This is a genomic window from Thermodesulfobacteriota bacterium, from assembly GCA_040753795.1.
Lineage (GTDB): Bacteria > Desulfobacterota > Desulfobacteria > Desulfobacterales > Desulfosudaceae > JBFMDX01.
In genome coordinates, this window is record JBFMDX010000004.1 from 285,838 (window position 1) to 304,481 (window position 18,644).

An 18,644-nucleotide genomic window follows, 5' to 3' on the forward strand; every position below is an offset into this window, starting at 1 on the left:
GAAGCAATTTTAGTGTTGCTTTGCGGAATTAATGATTTCAGCGGCAATGCTTTCCAGCGGCAGAACAATATCCACCAGGCCGGACTCAATGGGTTTTTTGGGCATGCCGAAGACGGTACAGCTGGCCTCGTCTTGCGCGATGATATAGGCTCCCCTGGCTTTCATGGCCTCGATGCCGAGGGTACCGTCTGAACCCATGCCGGTCATGATAATTCCGGTTGCCCTTTCGCCATAATGCTCGGCTATGGACCGGAACAGGTAGTCGACGGACGGCTTGCAGCTGTTTTCTGGCGGGTCGTCGCAGACGCGGATGATTTTTACGCCGTTTTCCTTTTTCCCTACCCGCATCTGCTTGCCGCCCGGTGCGATGAAAATGGTGTTGGGTGTTATCATCTCCCCGTCCTGGGCTTCTTTGACACGAACGGCGGATTTGGAATCCAGGCTTTTTGCCAGAGACTGGGTGAAGAGCGGCGGCATGTGCTGAACAATCAGGATGGGAATGTTGATGGTTTCCGGCAGATCCGGGATCATGGCCGCCAGCGCTTTGGGGCCGCCGGTGGAAACCCCGATAACGACGATTTCCGTGGACGTTTTCCGCTTTTTCTCAACGGGCCGGTCAACAGGAATTGCCGGTTTCACGACTCCGGCGGCAATGGCCGGATCCGTCGGCTTTTTCGGATCTTTGGCTTTGTATGTCGATTGGCCGGAAAGAATCTTCTTGATTTCCCGGCGATCGGCAAACGATCTCAACATGGGGGCAAAACGCTGCCGGATATACTGCTTGTTCGCCTCCATCGAGTCCAGCTCGGGTTTGGGAATAAAATCAAAGGCGCCCAGCTCAAGGGCTTTGATCGTCATTTCGCTGCCCTCGTAAGTCAGGGAGCTGAGCATGATGACGCCCACGTTGAAGGAAAGCCGGTTGATCTCTTCCAGGACTTCAATACCGTCCATGCCGGGCATATCCACATCCAGGGTAATCAGGTCCGGCTGCAGGGATGCGATGCGGGCGATGGCGGTTTTGCCGTTACTGGCGGTGCCGACAATTTCAACGTTGGGGAGTTCGGAAAGAACATCGCTGATGATCTTCCGGTACAGAATCGTATCGTCAACAACCAGTATTTTCATTTTTTCGGAATCGTTCATATTGCCTTTGTGTGCTTGAATAAAACCGTTGCCGGTTTTTAACGTGATGTCTTCATCCGGACCGGTGATCGGGGAATACCCTTTCTATTCGTCGGCCAGCGCTTTCTTGATATCCAGTATTCCGATCAGGTGCTTATCGGTTTTCAGAACGCCGGAGAAGTATGTTCCCTGGACGCCGCCGAGATTCGCCGGCGCGGGATCAATATTTTCAGGTTTTGCGGACAATACCTCGCTGACTTCATCCACCATAATGCCGACCAGTTCCTCTTCAAAATGGACAATAATGTTACGGCTGTTTTTCCCCCGGGTCAGCGGGGAGAGCCCCAGCTTTTTCCCAAGATCGAGAATGGTAACGATCATTCCCCGCAGATTCAGAACGCCCACGACATAGTCCGGCGCCTTTGGAACCCAGGTCAAACTGTTGGTCTGCTTGTTGATTTCCTGGATATCCGTTATATCGATTCCGCACAAGGAACTTCCAATATAAAACGTAACCAGCTCGGTCAAATTTTTCTGTTTGATGGCGGCTGTTGACTGCATGGCGCTTTCCTTTGTCTGATAAAACGGTTTCCGCGATCGTCAGGGCCTGGTTTTTTCCAGATGTCGCTTCACCGTGTCGAGGAGTTTGCCTCTGTCCATTTTTATCTGATAATCATTTATGCCGACCTGTTTTCCTCTGACGATATCGGCTTCACCCGCCAGGGAGGTGAGCGCGATGACGGTAAAATGTTTTAACCGGTCGTCGCTTCTGATTTTTTCCGTCAATTCAAAACCGTTCATTTTCGGCATTTCCAGATCGGTGATGATAAGATCGATATCTCGGTACTCCTTGGTTAGAACCGACCAGGCCTCCTGACCGTTTTTGGCTTCGATCACCCGGTATCCCCCATCCTCCAGAAAGCCCTTCACCTGTCGCCGGAAAAAGTCCGAATCCTCCGCAAACAGCAGCGTGCCGCCTCTGCTGCCGCTAACGCCGCCGGTTGCAGCCTGTTGTTTCTGGGCCATCTGGCTCATCCAGTCCGGAAAGAGGGTCTTGACCGCTTCAAATACATCAATGATCAGGGTTGTCCGGCCGTTAATGATGGCGGAACCGATAATGCCCGGCTGCTTTAACGCTTTGGAGTCGATATGAATCGGTACTTCGACTGCGTCAACCGGCGGTATCACCATCAGGCCGATTTCCCGGCCGCCGATGGTAAACACGATAATTTCGAGATCCTGAACCTTGGGAAGCGGTTTTACCGCGGCCACCTGATCCATCGAGAAAAGCGGCAGGGCGCCGCCGCGGTACTGAATGATCTGTTTGCCGCCGACATGTTCGATGGCGTCCGTCTTGATGCTTTCGATTCTCTCCACCAGCCCCAGGGAAACGGCAAACCTTTCCCTGTCATTGTCATTACTGAAGATGAGCAGCGAGGCAACCTCCCGGTCATTCTGAATGGCCTGCGCCTCTTTCATCTCCACTTCCTCCTTTTTTTCTTTCCGTGAGATGTCCACAATGTTCAGTGTAGCGGAGGCGGCAATCCCGGCGACATCCAGAATCAGGGAAACCCTTCCGTCTCCCATGATGGTGGCGCCGGAAAACTCCTGGCATTGTTTCAGATGTCGGCCCAGGGGCTTGACCACGATTTCTTCGGAGTCCAGAAGACGATGGACGACCAGTCCGTATTTCATGTCGGCCAGGGAAACAACGGCAATGTTAATGGCGCTGGTGGCGTGAAAACGCCGGTCATCGTTCAATCGGCGGGAATGAAATTCAACGGGTTTTTTCGCCTGCCGGTTGTTTTCGTCCGTATCGCTGGAATCACTTTCGTCGTCCAGTGGATTTTTTTTCGAACGCCTGTCGGCTATCTTCTGGCGTCGTTCCGCTTGCGGGCTGCCGTTTTGCGGGTCGATATACGTTTTCTCAATCATCAACACATCGGCCAGGTCCACCAGAGGAAGCAGCTTGCCCCTGAGCCGGACGACCTCCGCGTCCCCCACCTTTTCGATGCGGTTTTTCACCTGGTCGGCGGGAATTCTCAACAGTTCATCCAGATTGACCTGGGGAATGGCATATTTCTCGCCGCCGACCAGTACCATCTGGCTGGGGATGATGGCCAGGGTCAACGGCAGCTTGATGATAATGGTGGTATATTTCCCGGGGATGGATTCAATATCCATCGAACCGCCCAGCTTGTCGAGGTTGGTTTTGACCACGTCCATGCCGACACCTCGGCCGGACACATCGGTTACTTTTTCGGCGGTGGAAAAGCCGGGAAGAAGAATGAGTTCCAGCTTTTCTTTTTTGGTCATGGTGCCGGCCTGGCTTTCCGAAATCAGCCCTTTTCGAATCGCGGCTGCCGCGACCATGTTGCCGTCAATACCGCTTCCGTCATCCGTAATTTCAACCGAAACCTGTCCGGCTTCATGTAGAGCGGCCAGATGGATTTTGCCGATGGGACTTTTCCCCAGATTGGCTCTTTTGCCGGCGGGTTCGATGCCGTGGTCCACGGCGTTTCTGATCAGATGGGTCAGGGGATCGCTGATGGCTTCGATAATGGTTTTATCCAGCTCGACATCCGTTCCCTCAAGGGTGAGTTCCACTTTCTTGCCGAGTCGCTGGGACATGTCGCGGACCAGTCGCGGCAGTTTGTTGAATATATTGCCGATGGACTGCATTCGTGTTTTCATGATAACGTCCTGCAGTTCCGACGTGACCATGTTGATTCGCTGGCCGGCCGCGGCAATGGCTTTTTTGTTGCCGCCGGCAATATTCTGCAGCAGCTGGTTGCGGCTTAACACCATTTCTCCGGCCAGGGTCATCAGACTGTCCAGCAGCTTGACATCCACCCGCAGGGATGTTTGCGCCTTCGACGGCCTGATGGTGACGTCCCCTTTTTCCATGGTAACGCCATTGTCGCCGGCTGCCTCCAGGGTCTCGCCCGGCTCCTCATCGGCGGACTCCCGTTCCATGGTCTCGGTATCATTATTGAATGAGGACGCGTCATCCGCTATTGAAGACGCCGTATCCGCCAGCGGGGGTTTCGTTTCGGCCGTATCGTCAGGTTCCGTCGACGCCATCCTGTTTCTTCCGCCGGTTTCCGGGGGATCAGGCTCATCCGCCTCTCCCCCCCATGCTTCGGCTTCCTCGTCCGAAAGGATCATTTTCGGTGTTATCTTGCGGACATTTTTTTTGCTGACGTTAAACAGAGCGGGTAGAATGTCCTCACCGATCATCGTTGAATAGAGAATCAGGAAGGGAACCTGGTTGGGTACCGCGGCGTCCAGGGTTCCCACCCGCTCGATATCGATGGCGGTGTCAATGACATTGCCGCTGGTGGAAATGCTTTTGGTCATATCCATCAGGGACTTTTCATGGTCGTGGATGTCCTGAATCAGGTCCCACTTGATGATATACAGTTCCCGTCCGCCTTTGGTGGCTTCATTGAAGTCATAGCGGGTAATGGTAAAAACGGCCTTTCCGCCTTCTCTGTCAAGAATATGCACCGGCTGGCCGACGCTGGACTTTTTCGCTTCGGGAAGTGAGGCGGTCGTCAGACCGGTCAGGGAAACCACCTCCTCGGAAATATCGACTTCCTCGCTTTCCCTGATGTTGTTGATCATGCTGTTTAACTTATCGAAAGCGGATAAAACGATACTGATGATACTGGTGTCCGGTATGATTTTCTTTTCCCGGACCAGGCCCAGGACATTTTCGACCTTATGGGCCAGGTCCTTGATGTTGTTTAACCCCATCAGGCCGGCGCCGCCTTTAATGGAATGAGCGGCGCGGAAGACTTCGTTGACAATTTCCGCGTCCGCCTTGTCACCGGCTTTTTCTATGGCCAGGAGGTTGCTTTCGATATTCGACATATGTTCGAGGGATTCTTCCACATACATTTTCAGGCTTTCTTCATCCTCGATAATCATCGTCCGCCTCCGCTAAACGCATCCTTTTGCTGCTTTTTATACCCGGGATTCGGGTGCATTAAGAAAAGTCGCCTCAATACGGCATAATTTTTTATTTTAATTATATAAATAAAAAAAAGCAATAACTCAAATGCCATGGCCCGGTTTGGCTCTTCTGATCAGATCGTTGGGGTGACCGTTCTGTGACAGTGTAACGGTTACCACGGTGTTGGGCTGGGCAAAGTCCAGGGGCGCCCCATCGGTATCGTTAATTTGCAGAATGGTGTCGAACCTGATCGGCTGCCGGGGGGAAAGAATTTCCACCGGATCATGGGAAAAGAGTTTGTTCTTGACCTGGACGAGGCATTGGCCCGGCCCGGTTTGACGGAGAACTTTGGCGATGACAACTATTTCCGGCTGCGGGTTGATGCCGGCATTACAAACGGCTTCCGGACCGGGCTTTCCGAAATAGAAATGCGTGGAATACCCGCGGCTGGTAAGGGATGCCAGAGTATGTTTCCAGCGGCTTTTCACCTGAAATTCGCCCGGATTCGAACAGCAGGCGTCGAGGGCTTCGCGATAGGTGTGAACGACCGCGGCCAGATAATGAATGCTTTTCATCCGGCCTTCAATCTTCAGGGCGGCAATACCGGCGCCGATCATTTTATCCAGATGGTCGACCATGCACAGGTCTCTGGAATTAAAAACAAAGGTACCCCTTTCGGTTTCCTCCACCGGCAGGTACTGGCCGGGCCGGTGTTCTTCGGAAAGAAAATAGCGCGAGCGGCAGGGGTGGCAGCACAAACCCCGGTTGCCGTCCCGCCCGGCCAGAAAGTTGCTGAGCAGGCATCGGCCGGAATAGGCGATACAAATCGAACCATGGACAAACGCTTCTATCTCCAGGTCGCAGCCGGAGGTGATTTCCTGTATCTCTTCCAGCGACAGCTCCCGGGCGATGTTAATCCGGGTGACGCCCTGGCGCTTCCAGAATAGAGCGGCTTTCCGGCTGGTGGTATTGGCCTGGGTGCTGAGATGGATGGGCATGTCCGGCAGGATGTCCCGCATCATCATCAGAATACCGGGGTCGGCGACAATCACGGCGTCCGGACCTATCCGGCCCAGTTCCTCCAGATACCGGGCAATTTCATCTTCTTCCGCGGTTCGGGGATAAATATTGCAGGCCACGTAAAGCCGGGCATGGTTTTGTCTCGTGTATGCGGCCGCCCGGGCTATTTCCTCGACGGTAAAATTGTCGGCGGCATTTCTCAGGGAAAAGCGCTGATCGGACAGATAAACGGCATCGGCGCCATAATCCACGGCTACTTGCAGTTTTTCAAAATTACCGGCCGGCGCCAGCAACTCCACTTTGGGGGGGCGAATCATGGCGGCTGATTGTATCGGATTTTTGCAGGAGTGAAAATCTTTATCCGTTTTTTACCCCGTCAGGAGCAACCCCATATTGAAAAAAAAGAAAAAAGTTGTAAAATAATAGAATTTCCTGTCGGCCCGAAAGAAAATTTTTACGATAAGGATATAACCAAGATTCAGGCACTGGGGGCGTGATGATCGGTTTTAAACTGGATGAACTCATGACCGGCACCCATCAGTTTACCGATGGCCGGACGGATGCGGGCGTGAAGCGGCCGCTTTTTTTTCACATCACCTGGGGCAACAGCAGTCTGGCGCGGTTTTTCAATCCATTTTCCGGTCAGTTTCTGCTGAATGAGGCCAGAGGGGTGATCACCGTGGACGGTCTGGTGAACAAGGCGGACTGCACCGGAACGCTGCGCCTTCTTTATTTTACGGAAAGGAAAATCCGGTACGACCTGATTTTCAAGGATGACGCCGGCAAAGCCTATCGGTATGTCGGTGAAAAAAGAGATATCTGGCCCTGGAATCTTCACCGGACCCATGTGACCTGCTACGGCACGATCACGGACCTTGAAACCGGCCAAACGATTTCCGAATCCGTAATTTATTTTCCCTATCGGGAAACCCTGGCCTTCCTGCTGTCGTTCCGTTTGCGTTTTAACGGCGTATTTACCCCATAATTATTTAATGAGGCGTTATGTCCGGTCCTGGTCGGCGGATGTGGTGATAAAAACATGAAATTTAAAGTACTATCGAATCGCGAGGCCGCCATCCTGGCAGCCGTGGGACGCGGTATCATCCCCCCGGGCGGACCGCACTTTGCCATCGGGGCCGGGGATCTCGAAGGGAAATGGCTTCCCCGGGCGGATTACGCCATATTCCGCATGCCTTTTTTTACCCGTCTGGCCATCCGGATAACGCTGCGGGTAATCGATTACCTTCTGCCCATATATATAATGAAGCGAATCATATCTATCACCCGGCTGGACAATGCACGGCTGGAAAATCTGATGGATCGGGCGGAAAAATCCGGCATATTCGGTGCGGCCGCTATGGTTATCGTCAAGGTGCTGATTTTTCCTGCTTTTTATGGCCTTCCCGAGGCCCAGGCGGCCATCGGCTACAACGCCAGGTTTCCGGTTCCGCCCTATTTCGAATCTCTCAAGGAGTAGTCCGTAAAAAGATTGAAAAATGATAAAAGAATTTAATGGGATAGACTCAAACATCACCGTTACGGCGGATGTCTGCGTGATTGGAACCGGCGCGGGCGGCGCGGCCGTGACCAAGGAACTGGCCGAGAAAGGGTTGTCGGTCGTCGCGCTGGAAGAGGGCAGCCATTTTACGGTTAAAAACTTCAACCAGGATCCCGGCGACATGATGGCCCGGCTGTACCGGGAAAACGCCATGACCCTGGCCCTGGGGCTGCCGCCGATTTCCATCACCCTGGGCCGCTGCATCGGCGGGACCACCACCGTCAATTCCGCCACCTGCTTCCGGACCCCGGAAACGGTGGTGGAAAAATGGCGCCGGAAGTATGACTGCGCCGGATTGTCTTATCCGGATCTGGTGTCCTGCTTTGAGCGGGTGGAAAAAGAGATTAACGTCATGGAGTTGACCGAGGATGTTCTCGGTCAGGGTTACCAGATCGTCAAACGCGGTGCGGAAAAGCTGGGGTTGACGGCCAGGCCGCTCAAGCACAATGTTCGCGGCTGTGAAGGCGCCGGTGTCTGCCAGTGGGGATGTATCAAGAACGCCAAGCAGTCGGCCGATGTCGCCTATATTCCCAGGGCTGTTTCCGCCGGGGCCCGGATTTATGCCAATTGCCGGGCAAAAAGAATAATAACCGAATCCGGACGGGTCCTGGGGGTCAAGGGACGGTTCGTGAACCCGGAAAACGGCCGGGAGACATTTTCCATCCGGGTAAACGCCAGAATCGTCTGTCTGGCCATGGGCACGCTCATTACCCCGGCTTTTCTGTTGAAACAGCGCCTGGCCAACTCCTCCGGCGAGGTCGGCCGCGGGCTGACGGTTCATCCCTGCGGCCGGGTGGTGGCGGAAATGGACGAGGAGGTCAGGGGCCATCACGGCGTTTCCCAGGGCGGGATGATCGACGATTTCGCCCATGAAGGAATCATGCTGGAGGGCATTTTCATCCCGCCGGGTGTCATGGCCATGGCCCTGCCGGGCATTGGCCAGGCTCACAAGCATCTGGCCCGGCATTACAACAACCTGGCGGCCTTCGGCGTCATGGTCAGCGACACGACCCGGGGACGGGTGTTTCCGCCGGTACTGCCCGGTTATGCCTATACCGCCTGGTATTCCATGAATCAGAGAGATGCCGAGCGCCTTAGAAAAGGAATCGGCTACGTGGCCGATATCTTTTTTGCCGCCGGCGCCCGGCGGGTGTTCACCGGGTGTTTTAAAATGCCGGTCATTCGGACTCCGGAACAACTGGCGCGATTTAAAACCATGCGGATAAGGCCCTGGTATTTTGAAGTCATGGCTTTTCATCCGCTGGGAACCTGTCGTATGGGCCATACGCCGGGGAAATCCGTGGTGGATCTGAACCTGGAAACCCATGATGTCAAGGGACTGTTTATCACCGACGGCAGCGTCTTTCCGTCTTCTCTGGGCGTAAACCCCCAGGTGACTATCATGGCCTTTGCCACTCGGGCGGCTGATTATATCGCGGCCAATATGGATCGCTATTGATGATTTCAAAAGGATAAATGATGGGCAAATCAATTCAGGACATGATTGAAAGGGCCAATCACTCCCGTTTTCGCGCGGAGAAAAAGGGGTTCTATGAAAGTTTTTTCCTGCGGGCCAACCATCCCCGGAAGCCGCAGGCATTCTGGATCCGATATACGGTTTTTGAACCGAGGGATCCCGCGGCGCAAACTATCGGTGAGTTGTGGGCCACCTGGTTTGACGGCGATACCGGTCAGCATGTTTCCGTGAAAAGCGAATGGCCGATTTCCCAATGCCGGTTTGACAAAGACCGGTTTCGCGTGAACGTGGGCGAAGCGGTGCTGGAGGATAAAAGAGCCGCCGGCAAGGCTGGCGCGAAGGATATCATTGAGTGGGATCTTGTTCTTTCCGGAGACAGTACACCGTTGTTTCTGCTTCCCCCCGGACTTTATGACACGGGCTTTCCCAAGGCCAAGGCCCTGGTCGGCCTGCCCCTGGCCGTGTTCAACGGCCGGCTGATCGTGAACGGATCGGTGGTGGACATCCATGGCTGGGTCGGCAGTCAGAACCACAACTGGGGCGTTAAGCACACCGACTCGTATGCCTGGGGCCAGGTGGCCGGGTTTGACAACAGCGCCGACACTTTTTTTGAACTGGCCACGGCCCGGTTGAAATTCGGACCGGTCTATACCCCCCGCATGACCCTGATGGTGCTTCGACACCAGGGCCGGGAATATAAGCTGAACAGCATTGCCCAGAGCCTGAAAGCTTTCGGCCGGTTTGATTATTTTAGCTGGAATTTCAAGTCACGGACCAGGGAGATTCAGATTCAGGGCACGATCGTCGCGGGCAGAAAAGATTTTGTGGGGCTGCGTTATTACAATCCGCCCGGCGGCATCAAACACTGCCTGAACACCAAAATCGCGTCCTGCCGGATCACGATTGAAAGCAGCCGGGGAGCTTCGGAAACCCTGGAAACAACATCACGCGCCGCCTTTGAAATTTTTACCGACGATCATCATGGCCACGGGGTTCCCGTTTACGCCTGAAAGCGGTCGCCGGGTACCGCCTCCCGTTACCCGGAAGGGCAGGATTCCCCTTGTAACATATCCATATATTGTAGATTTCCTTCTGGCTGCCCACAACACCATGTAGTCTTATTTCGTCTTTTTCAACGGGCCAAAAGTTTGTGTAAATATCTTGACTTTTAGTTTTTTTGATTTTAGTCTGACCCTTTATTGTTTTAGGTTGTGACGGAAAAATCCGTTGAACAACCGCATTCCGAACCTGGATGTAATCGACGGGTTCCGGATGAGTTGATTCTTCAGCCGGAGATAATCGGCTTATTATTAGAACAAAACAAATTAAAGGAAACAGAAGGGAGGTGCCACAGAAAACTTTTGTCACCCAATGACAACATTTTGAATGACAGGTAATGAGTCAGGATGTGTCTTCCACTTAATTTACGGTTAGAAATCAGGAGGTTTTAAATGCCAAGTTTTGTAATTGCTGAAAAATGTGACGGTTGCAAGGGCGGCGAGAAGACGGCTTGCATGTACATCTGCCCGAACGATCTGATGGTCCTGAATACCGACGCCATGAAGGCCTACAATCAGGAACCGGATCAATGCTGGGAATGCTTTTCCTGCGTGAAAATCTGCCCCACCCAGGCCATTGAGGTCAGAGGCTACGCGGACTTTGTCCCATTGGGAAGCAGCATTATGCCGATGATGGGCACCGAAGACGTGATGTGGACCTGCAAGTTCAGGAACGGCACCGTCAAACGGTTCAAGTTCCCCATCCGCACCACCAACGAAGGTACGGCCAATGCTTACAAGGATTTGAAGGGCAAGGATCTGGATTCTCCGCTGCTGTGCACGGAAGAAGCCGACGGCCGCACCCTGCCGACCCCGCCGAAAGCCTAATCGGACGGATGTATCGAAGCTGATTTTTTGAAAATAAATATTGTTATTCTTAGGAGGATATAAGTATGGCATTACCGAACAAACCCAAAGGTGAACTGAAGGCTGTTAGAGATCCCGCGGTTGAAGAACGCGAAGTCGACATCCTGATCGTCGGCGGCGGCATGGCTGCCTGCGGCACGGCTTTTGAAATCAAGAAATGGGCCGGCGACAAGAAGATCCTGCTGGTCGACAAGGCCGCCATGGAAAGAAGCGGCGCGGTCGCTCAGGGCCTTTCCGCCATCAACACCTACATCGGCGAAAACAAGCCGGAAGACTATGTCCGCATGGTCCGCAACGACCTCATGGGCATCGTCCGTGAAGACCTGATTTATGACCTGGGCTGCCACGTGGATGACTCCGTCTATCTGTTCGAGGAGTGGGGCCTGCCGATCTGGAAGCTGTCCGCCGAAGGCAAAAACATGGACGGCAAGAAGGGCCAGGCCATGGGCACCCTCAAGTCCGGCGCCAAGCCGGTCCGCACCGGCAAATGGCAGATCATGATCAACGGCGAGTCCTACAAGAGAGTCGTCGCCGAAGCCGCCAAGCTGGCGCTGGGTACGGAAAACATTCTCGAGCGCGTGTTCATCGTCGAACTGCTCAATGACGCCAACGATCCCAAGAGAATCGCCGGCGCCGTGGGCTTTTCCGTCCGCGAGAACAAAGTTTACATCATCAAAGCCAACGCCATCATGGTCGCCTGCGGCGGCGCGGTCAATATCTACCAGCCCCGTTCAGTCGGCGAAGGCAAAGGCCGCGCCTGGTACCCGGTCTGGAACTCCGGTTCCACCTACACCATGGCTCTGCGGGCCGGTGCTGAACTGTCCATGATGGAAAACCGTTTCACCCCGGCGAGATTCAAAGACGGTTACGGCCCGGTCGGTGCCTGGTTCCTGCTGTTCAAGGCCAAGACCCTCAACGGTCTGGGCGAGAACTTTGCCGCCAGCGACGCCGCCAAGGCCGAACTGCAGAAATACGCCCCCTACGGCACGGCCGCCATTACCCCGACCTGCCTGCGTAACCACCTGATGCTGTTCGAGATGAAATCCGGCCGCGGCCCCATCATCATGGACACCGTCACCGCTCTGGCTACCCTGGGCAAGACCATGGACAAGAAGGAACTCAAGCACCTTGAGTCCGAAGCCTGGGAAGACTTCCTTGACATGACCTGCGGTCAGGCCAACCTGTGGTGCGCCACCAACACCGAACCGGAAAAGAAGAACTCCGAAGTCATGCCGACCGAGCCGTACCTGCTGGGCTCTCACTCCGGCTGCTGCGGAATCTGGACCTCCGGCCCGGATTTTGACTGGGTTCCGGCTTCCTACAAGATCAAGGCCAAGAACGGCAAGGTTTACAACCGTATGACCACGGTTGAAGGCCTGTTCACCGCCGGCGACGGCGTGGCCTGCTCCGGTCACAAGTTCTCCTCCGGTTCCCATGCCGAAGGCCGTATCGCGGCCAAGGAAATGGCCAAGTTTGTCCGTGACAACGCCGCTTACAAACCGGCCATCAAGGAAACCAAGGATGAGCTGGTGGCGCTGGTTTACAAGCCGGTCCGCACCTACCTGGATCACTGCGCCTACACCACGGCCGACAACATCAACCCCAACTATATGAAACCCGAGGGAATGATGTACCGGCTGATGAAGGCCACCCATGAATATGGCGCCGGTACCGCCACCTACTACATGACCAGCGAAAAGAACCTGGAAATGCTCATGGATATGTTTGTCACCATGCGCGAGGACTGCGAGAAACTGGCCGCCGGCGATCTGCATGAGCTGATGAGAGCCTGGGAAATCTATCACCGGATTTTCACGGTTGAAGCCCATTGCCGTCACATCCAGTTCCGTAAAGAAACCCGCTATCCGGGATTCTACTACAACGCGGATCATCCGGGCCAGGATGATACCAACTGGTTCTGTTTCACCAACTCCACTTACGACAAGAAGGCCAACCAGTGGAACCTGAAGAAAGTGGATTACGTAAAGATCATCCCCTAATCCCTAATACAGGGATTGGTTTGATCTTTTGATTAGCGACAAAAACCTCCAGGCGCTTTGCCGCCTGGAGGTTTTTGTTAATCAGCCGGGGAGCCTGTTTTGCCCCGGTTTGGCGCATGTGACGGGATCGTCTTTTTTAGAAAAAGCCGGTCTCGCCAGGTTCGCCAAACCGGCGCCGGCCGTAACCAGTAACGGGAACTTGATATCGTCGGATATCTTCAGAAAAAATAAACATTAACTCGAAGCACGGAGGGATGGTATGACAACGGATAAATCAACCCCTGCCAGTGAAAGCATCATGGTCGTCGGCGGAGGCATCAGCGGCTTGACCGCCGCCCTCGAAGCCGCCGAGGTGGGGTACGAGGTCTTTCTGGTTGAAAAAGAACCCTATCTGGGCGGGAGAGTGGCGCAGTTGAATCAGTATTTCCCCAAGCTGTGTCCCCCGACCTGCGGTCTGGAAATCAATTACCGGCGGCTTAAAGACAATCGCCGGATCAAGACCTTTACCCTGGCCGAGGTGATAAAAGTCGCCGGTCAGCCGGGTGACTACACCGTCACGGTGCAGATGAACCCCCGGTTCATCAATGAAAACTGCACCGCCTGCGGTGAATGCGTGGCCGTCTGCCCGGTGGAACGGAGCAATGCGTTTAACTTCGGTCTGGACAAGACCAAAGCCGTATACAAAACAACCGACATGGGGTTCCCGGCGCGGTACACCATTGACGCTGCGGCCTGCAAAGGAACCGCCTGCGGCAAGTGTCTTCAGGTTTGCAAATACAGCGCCATTGAACTGGATATGAAGCCCAAAACCCTGGATCTGCATGTCGGCGCCGTCATCTGGGCAACGGGCTGGGTTCCCTATGACGCCGCCAAAATCGACAATCTCGGATACGGCACCTGTCAGAATGTGATCACCAACATGATGCTGGAACGCCTGGCTTCGCCCAACGGTCCTACCCAGGGCCGCATTACCCGGCCGTCTGACGGCAAGGAACCGGGCAGCGTCGCCTTTGTTCAATGCGCCGGCTCCCGTGATGAAAAACATCTCCCCTACTGTTCCTATATCTGCTGTATGGCTTCACTCAAGCACGCCACCTACATCCGTGAGCGCTACCCGGAAGCGAAGATCTATATTTTCTACATTGACTTGCGGACCCCCGGATACAAATATGAAAAGTTCTATCAGAAGATCAAGGAAGACAAGAACATCTTCCTGATCAAGGGCAAGGTGGCCGAGGTCAAAAATGCCGACGGCGGTCAGGTGACGGTGGTGGCGGAAAACGCGGTCACCGGAGAAAAGACCCAGCAGACGGTAGACCTGGTCGTTCTGGCGACCGGCATGCAGCCTACAGCGGCCGTAGTCAAGCTCCCGGCCGATCTTAAGCTCAACTCGGACGGTTTTATCGTCAACGACTTTGCCAGGGGCGGCATGCTCGCGGCCGGCTGCGCCAATAAGCCGGCGGATGTGGTCTCAAGCAACCAGAACGCGACCGGTATGGCACTAAAAGCAATTCAAACTCTGAAACGGTAGGAGGTTTCCTCATGAATAAGAAATATTGCGTATATATCTGCACCGGCTGCGGAATAGGGGATACGCTGGACATCGAGGCGCTCTGCGAAGTCCCCAGGGAAGAAGGCTTTCCGGTAAAGACTCATCCTTTCCTGTGCGGCAAAGAAGGCCTAGACCTGATCAAGAACGATATTGACAAAGACGGGGTGAATACTCTGGTGCTGGCGGCCTGCTCCCGCCGGGTGAATGTGGATGCCTTCTCTTTCCCCAACTGCCTGGTGGACCGGGTTAACTTAAGAGAGCAGGTGGTCTGGTCCCACCCCCGGTCGGACTATCCGGCCGTGACCGAGGAACAGAAGGATGACGGTGAGCATTTTGACCGGGTTCAGATGCTGGCCGAAGACTACATCCGCATGGGCATGGCCCGCATGAAAAGCGTCGACCTGCCCCAGCCCTATAAGCTGGAGGCGTTTACCAACAAGATTCTGGTCATCGGCGGCGGCGTAACGGGCATGGCGGCGGCGCTGGACGCGGCCCGGGCCGGGTATCCGGTAACCATCGTGGAAAAAGAAAGCGCCCTGGGCGGGTTTGCGGCCAAGATGCGCAAGCAGATGCCGGTGACCGAGCCTTACGACGGACTGATCCCGCCGGTGGTGGCCGACCTGAAGCGGCAGATCGAGGCGGAGAAAAACATTACCGTCAAAACCGGCACGATTGTCGCCCGTATCGCCGGTCAGCCGGGAGACTTCACCGTTACCATGAAGAAGCCCGGTGAAAAGCACCCCTTTGACGTGCCTTTCCCTCTGCCCGAGGAGATGAAAAAGGACGCCAACGGGAAGGATCTTAACGCGGAACAGCTTTACGAGGCGTTGCTTAAATATAATGAAGGCAGGGAAGACATTCTCAAGTTCGATCCCAACGGCGAAAAATTCGGAGCCGTGGTGCTGGCCGCCGGCTGGCGCACGCCGGTTCTGGAAGGGGAAAAGTATGCCCACCTGGGAATCGGAACGACTCCCGATGTCATCACCAACACCCAGTTTGAGGAAATCGCCGCCAAGGGCAAGGTGACCCGGCCTTCGGACGGCAAGGAAGCCAAATCGGTCGTTTTTATCCAGAGCCCCGGCAAGGGAGAGGATGATTCCGATTTTGAATACTGCGGTGCCGTCACCAGCATGGCCGCGCTCAAGCAGGCCAAGTACGTTCGTGACGACTACAGCGACGGCAAAGCCTATATTTTTTACCAGCACATGCGGACCCCCGGCCTGGCCGAGAATTTTTATAAAAGCATGCAGCAGGATCCGGGCATCTTTCTGACCAAGGGGGAAGTGATGAGCGTCACCAAGAGCGGCAGCCAGCTCATGGTCGAGGCCAGCAACACCCTGCTGGGAGAAAAGCTCAAGGTCAGAGCCGATCTGGTGGTGCTGTCCGCCGGCATGGTGCCGGTTACGGCCGATGACCCGGTGGTCAACCTGGCTTACCGCCAGGGCCCGGCTTTCCGGGACAACGCCCTGTTCAACCAGTACGCGGACTCCAACTTCATCTGCTTTCCCTATGAAACCCAGCGGACCGGCGTTTATGCCGCCGGTACCATCCGCCGGGCCATGACCATCGAGGAATCCATGGAAGACGCCGCCGGCGCGGCCTTAAAAGCGATTCAGTGCGTGGAATCTTCCAACCGCGGGGTGGCGGTCCATCCCCGGTCGGGCGATATGACCTTCCCGGATTTCTTCTTCCAGCGCTGTACTCAGTGCAAGCGCTGCACCGAAGAATGCCCCTTCGGCGCCCTGGACGACGATGAAAAAGGTACGCCCAAGCCCAATCCCACCCGCTGCCGTCGCTGCGGTACCTGCATGGGCGCCTGTCCCGAGCGCATCATCGGCTTCGCGGACTACAACATCAACAGCATCGGCAATATGGTCAAGTCCATCAAGGTGCCGTCCGCGGATGACTATACGGAACCGCCCCTACGGATTCTGGCGCTGGTCTGTGAGAACGATGCCTATCCGGCCATTGACATGGCGGGCATGAACCGGCTCTCCTTTTCGGCGGATGTCCGCATTGTGCCGGTCCGGTGTCTGGGTTCCGTGAACGTGATCTGGATCAAGGACGCCCTGTCCCAGGGAATGGACGGCGTTATTCTCCTCGGTTGCAAGCACGGCGATGAATATCAGTGCCATTTCGTCAAGGGCAGTGAACTGGCCAGCATCCGTATGAAGAAGATCGGTGACGCCCTGGCCAGCCTGGCGCTGGAAGTGGAGCGGGTGACCCAGAAAGAGGTTGCCATCGACGACTATCACAAGATCCCGGAGATCATTAACTCCTTTGTGGCGGAAGTCGAAGCGCTGGGGCCCAACCCCTTCAAGGGTTTTTAATTGGCGGCCTGTTAATAAAACTGAAATTGCAGATAATATATGGAGGCATGAGATGAATGATAATTACCTGGCTGAGCCGGATCTGGGATTTATCCATGAGGTTATCGGGCTTGGCGGAAATACCCTGAAAAAATGTTTTCAGTGCGCCACCTGCTCGGTGGTGTGCCCGATTTCACCGGATACCCGGCCCTTTCCCCGGAAGGAGATGATCGCGGCGTCCTGGGGCCTGAAGGACCGGCTGATCAAAGACGTGGATATCTGGCTGTGCCACCAGTGCGGCGACTGTTCGGTGAAGTGTCCCCGGGGCGCCAACCCGGGCGACGTACTGGGAGCGATTCGTTCATACGCCATCAGCGAATACGCCACGCCCAAGGCTCTGGCCAAGGCCGTCAATGACCCCAAGAAACTCCCCCTGCTTCTGGCCGTTCCGGCCATTATCTTTGCCGTTCTGGCCATGGTGACCATGACCATGGGAGGGTTCATGGAAAAAATATTTGAAACACTGGGGATAACCTCTCTGGGGTTTCATTGGGCCCATGAACATGCCGAGGGTGTCATTGCGCAGGCTGATTTTTATTCCACCTGGTTTGTGGATCTGGTGTTTGTGCCACTGGCCGGGCTGGTCACGCTGGTATTCGCCCTGGGGGTTTACCGGTTTCTTACCGACCTCCATGAGCAGGCCGTCAGTGACGGACGTTCCAAGGTTGGTCGTCAGAAATTTATCGATCTGGCCATCGGCACCGCCAAGGGGATTGTCGCTATCCTGCCGACGATTTTAAAACACAGCAAGTTTACCGAGTGCTCTGAAAATAAAGCGCGCTCTACCGCCCATATGATGGTCCTCTATGGTTTTGTCGGTCTGTTTATCATGACCTCTTACGGTTTTATCGCGCTTTATCTGCTGCAACACCCCGGACCTTATGCCCAGTACAATCCCTTCAAGATTCTGGCCAACGCGGCCGGCATTGCCCTGGTCCTCGGGGCTGTGCTGATGATCAAGAACCGTCTGGGCAAGGAAGATCAGGTCACTTCCTACAAAGACTGGTTCCTGGTCGGCCTGATGCTGGCGCTGGGCGGTACGGGCATGCTCACCGAGCTGGCCCGGCTGGCAGAATCCAAATCACTGACCTATTTTACTTACTACCTCCACCTGATTGCCATTTTCTGCACGTTCGCGTATCTGCCGTTTTCCAAGCTGGCGCATCTGGTTTATCGGACGGTGGCATTGGGCTACGCGGAATATGCCGGAAGAGACAAATAACTTTCCATATTGCCTGGATACATAAAAAAGGGGGGCTGATTTCAGCCCCCCTTTTTTATTTGTTATACTACCATATGTTGTTGTGTAGCATAAATTGACGCCAATATGTATTATTTAATGATAATTTAAAAACATTTTTCTTGACTTAGCTATAATATTTCATAATTAATGCTAATTAAAGGGAGAAAACGGGGGAGAAGAGACAATGCAGAATCAAGCAACAGGTAAAATCAAACCATGGAAGAGAAGAAGATGAGCCGCTTGTACAAAATCAGGCAATCACTTTTGTTAAGCCGGTCCGAGCTGGCCAGAAAAGCTGATGTTTCTCCTATTACCATAGCTCGTATTGAAGAAGGGAAGGCCTGCCGCATGGAAACACAGAGAAAGATCCTTCGTGCGCTGGGATATGACCTTTCCGATAAACACAAGGTGTTTGATTGA

At 54.5% G+C, this 18,644-nt stretch carries 14 protein-coding genes; 10 read left to right on the forward strand and 4 right to left on the reverse strand.

Going from position 1 to position 18,644, the window contains the following annotated elements:
• Positions 1-9 precede the first annotated feature (9 nt).
• The 4 genes from AB1724_07660 to AB1724_07675 form a co-directional block, all read right to left on the reverse strand.
• Complete coding sequence (locus AB1724_07660) at positions 10-1,143, reverse strand: chemotaxis response regulator protein-glutamate methylesterase (GenBank protein ID MEW6077670.1); 1,134 nt, start codon at positions 1,141-1,143, stop codon at positions 10-12.
• Between the two features lie 84 nt (positions 1,144-1,227).
• A complete protein-coding gene (locus tag AB1724_07665) occupies positions 1,228-1,683 on the reverse strand; it encodes a chemotaxis protein CheW (GenBank protein MEW6077671.1) in 456 nt (151 codons plus the stop codon).
• Between the two features lie 39 nt (positions 1,684-1,722).
• The gene (locus AB1724_07670) at positions 1,723-5,055 is read right to left on the reverse strand and encodes a chemotaxis protein CheW (protein ID MEW6077672.1); all 3,333 of its coding nucleotides are present in this window, start codon (positions 5,053-5,055) and stop codon (positions 1,723-1,725) included.
• 126 nt (positions 5,056-5,181) lie between these two features.
• The gene (locus AB1724_07675) at positions 5,182-6,417 is read right to left on the reverse strand and encodes a U32 family peptidase (protein ID MEW6077673.1); all 1,236 of its coding nucleotides are present in this window, start codon (positions 6,415-6,417) and stop codon (positions 5,182-5,184) included.
• A 179-nt stretch (positions 6,418-6,596) separates the two neighbouring features.
• On the opposite strand from AB1724_07675, the gene AB1724_07680 reads away from it, so the two are divergent.
• The 10 genes from AB1724_07680 to AB1724_07725 all read left to right on the forward strand — a co-directional run bounded on the left by AB1724_07680 (position 6,597) and on the right by AB1724_07725 (position 18,644).
• Positions 6,597-7,085, forward strand: coding sequence for a hypothetical protein (locus AB1724_07680; protein MEW6077674.1), 489 nt, complete (start codon positions 6,597-6,599; stop codon positions 7,083-7,085).
• Between the two features lie 54 nt (positions 7,086-7,139).
• Entirely contained in the window at positions 7,140-7,577 is a 438-nt protein-coding gene (locus AB1724_07685; GenBank protein MEW6077675.1) for a hypothetical protein, read from the forward strand.
• 19 nt (positions 7,578-7,596) lie between these two features.
• Positions 7,597-9,117 carry a GMC family oxidoreductase gene (locus AB1724_07690; GenBank protein ID MEW6077676.1) on the forward strand — a complete coding sequence of 507 codons (1,521 nt, stop codon included), beginning with the start codon at positions 7,597-7,599 and terminating at the stop codon, positions 9,115-9,117.
• Positions 9,118-9,137: 20 nt separating this feature from the next.
• Positions 9,138-10,145, forward strand: a complete 1,008-nt coding sequence (locus AB1724_07695) for a hypothetical protein (GenBank protein ID MEW6077677.1) — start codon at positions 9,138-9,140, stop codon at positions 10,143-10,145.
• Between the two features lie 441 nt (positions 10,146-10,586).
• Entirely contained in the window at positions 10,587-11,021 is a 435-nt protein-coding gene (gene aprB, locus AB1724_07700; GenBank protein ID MEW6077678.1) for an adenylyl-sulfate reductase subunit beta, read from the forward strand.
• 65 nt (positions 11,022-11,086) lie between these two features.
• Positions 11,087-13,060, forward strand: a complete 1,974-nt coding sequence (gene aprA / locus AB1724_07705; GenBank protein MEW6077679.1) for an adenylyl-sulfate reductase subunit alpha — start codon at positions 11,087-11,089, stop codon at positions 13,058-13,060.
• A 259-nt stretch (positions 13,061-13,319) separates the two neighbouring features.
• Positions 13,320-14,591 carry a CoB--CoM heterodisulfide reductase iron-sulfur subunit A family protein gene (locus AB1724_07710; GenBank protein ID MEW6077680.1) on the forward strand — a complete coding sequence of 424 codons (1,272 nt, stop codon included), beginning with the start codon at positions 13,320-13,322 and terminating at the stop codon, positions 14,589-14,591.
• An 11-nt stretch (positions 14,592-14,602) separates the two neighbouring features.
• Positions 14,603-16,942, forward strand: a complete 2,340-nt coding sequence (locus AB1724_07715) for an FAD-dependent oxidoreductase (protein ID MEW6077681.1) — start codon at positions 14,603-14,605, stop codon at positions 16,940-16,942.
• Positions 16,943-16,994: 52 nt separating this feature from the next.
• The gene (gene qmoC, locus AB1724_07720) at positions 16,995-18,203 is read left to right on the forward strand and encodes a quinone-interacting membrane-bound oxidoreductase complex subunit QmoC (protein ID MEW6077682.1); all 1,209 of its coding nucleotides are present in this window, start codon (positions 16,995-16,997) and stop codon (positions 18,201-18,203) included.
• 237 nt (positions 18,204-18,440) lie between these two features.
• On the forward strand, positions 18,441-18,644 hold the full coding sequence (locus AB1724_07725) for a helix-turn-helix domain-containing protein (GenBank protein ID MEW6077683.1): 204 nt from the start codon (positions 18,441-18,443) through the stop codon (positions 18,642-18,644).

What these genes read in the sequence shown, in the direction of transcription:
- AB1724_07685 (MEW6077675.1), top strand. Translation starts at nt 7,140, where the DNA reads ATGAAATTTAAAGTACTATCGAATCGCGAGGCCGCCATCCTGGCAGCC.
- AB1724_07670 (MEW6077672.1), bottom strand. Translation starts at nt 5,055, where the DNA reads ATGATTATCGAGGATGAAGAAAGCCTGAAAATGTATGTGGAAGAATCC.
- AB1724_07680 (MEW6077674.1), top strand. Translation starts at nt 6,597, where the DNA reads ATGATCGGTTTTAAACTGGATGAACTCATGACCGGCACCCATCAGTTT.
- AB1724_07710 (MEW6077680.1), top strand. Translation starts at nt 13,320, where the DNA reads ATGACAACGGATAAATCAACCCCTGCCAGTGAAAGCATCATGGTCGTC.
- AB1724_07675 (MEW6077673.1), bottom strand. Translation starts at nt 6,417, where the DNA reads ATGATTCGCCCCCCCAAAGTGGAGTTGCTGGCGCCGGCCGGTAATTTT.
- AB1724_07665 (MEW6077671.1), bottom strand. Translation starts at nt 1,683, where the DNA reads ATGCAGTCAACAGCCGCCATCAAACAGAAAAATTTGACCGAGCTGGTT.
- AB1724_07715 (MEW6077681.1), top strand. Translation starts at nt 14,603, where the DNA reads ATGAATAAGAAATATTGCGTATATATCTGCACCGGCTGCGGAATAGGG.
- aprA (MEW6077679.1), top strand. Translation starts at nt 11,087, where the DNA reads ATGGCATTACCGAACAAACCCAAAGGTGAACTGAAGGCTGTTAGAGAT.
- aprB (MEW6077678.1), top strand. Translation starts at nt 10,587, where the DNA reads ATGCCAAGTTTTGTAATTGCTGAAAAATGTGACGGTTGCAAGGGCGGC.
- AB1724_07695 (MEW6077677.1), top strand. Translation starts at nt 9,138, where the DNA reads ATGGGCAAATCAATTCAGGACATGATTGAAAGGGCCAATCACTCCCGT.
- AB1724_07660 (MEW6077670.1), bottom strand. Translation starts at nt 1,143, where the DNA reads ATGAACGATTCCGAAAAAATGAAAATACTGGTTGTTGACGATACGATT.
- AB1724_07725 (MEW6077683.1), top strand. Translation starts at nt 18,441, where the DNA reads ATGGAAGAGAAGAAGATGAGCCGCTTGTACAAAATCAGGCAATCACTT.
- qmoC (MEW6077682.1), top strand. Translation starts at nt 16,995, where the DNA reads ATGAATGATAATTACCTGGCTGAGCCGGATCTGGGATTTATCCATGAG.
- AB1724_07690 (MEW6077676.1), top strand. Translation starts at nt 7,597, where the DNA reads ATGATAAAAGAATTTAATGGGATAGACTCAAACATCACCGTTACGGCG.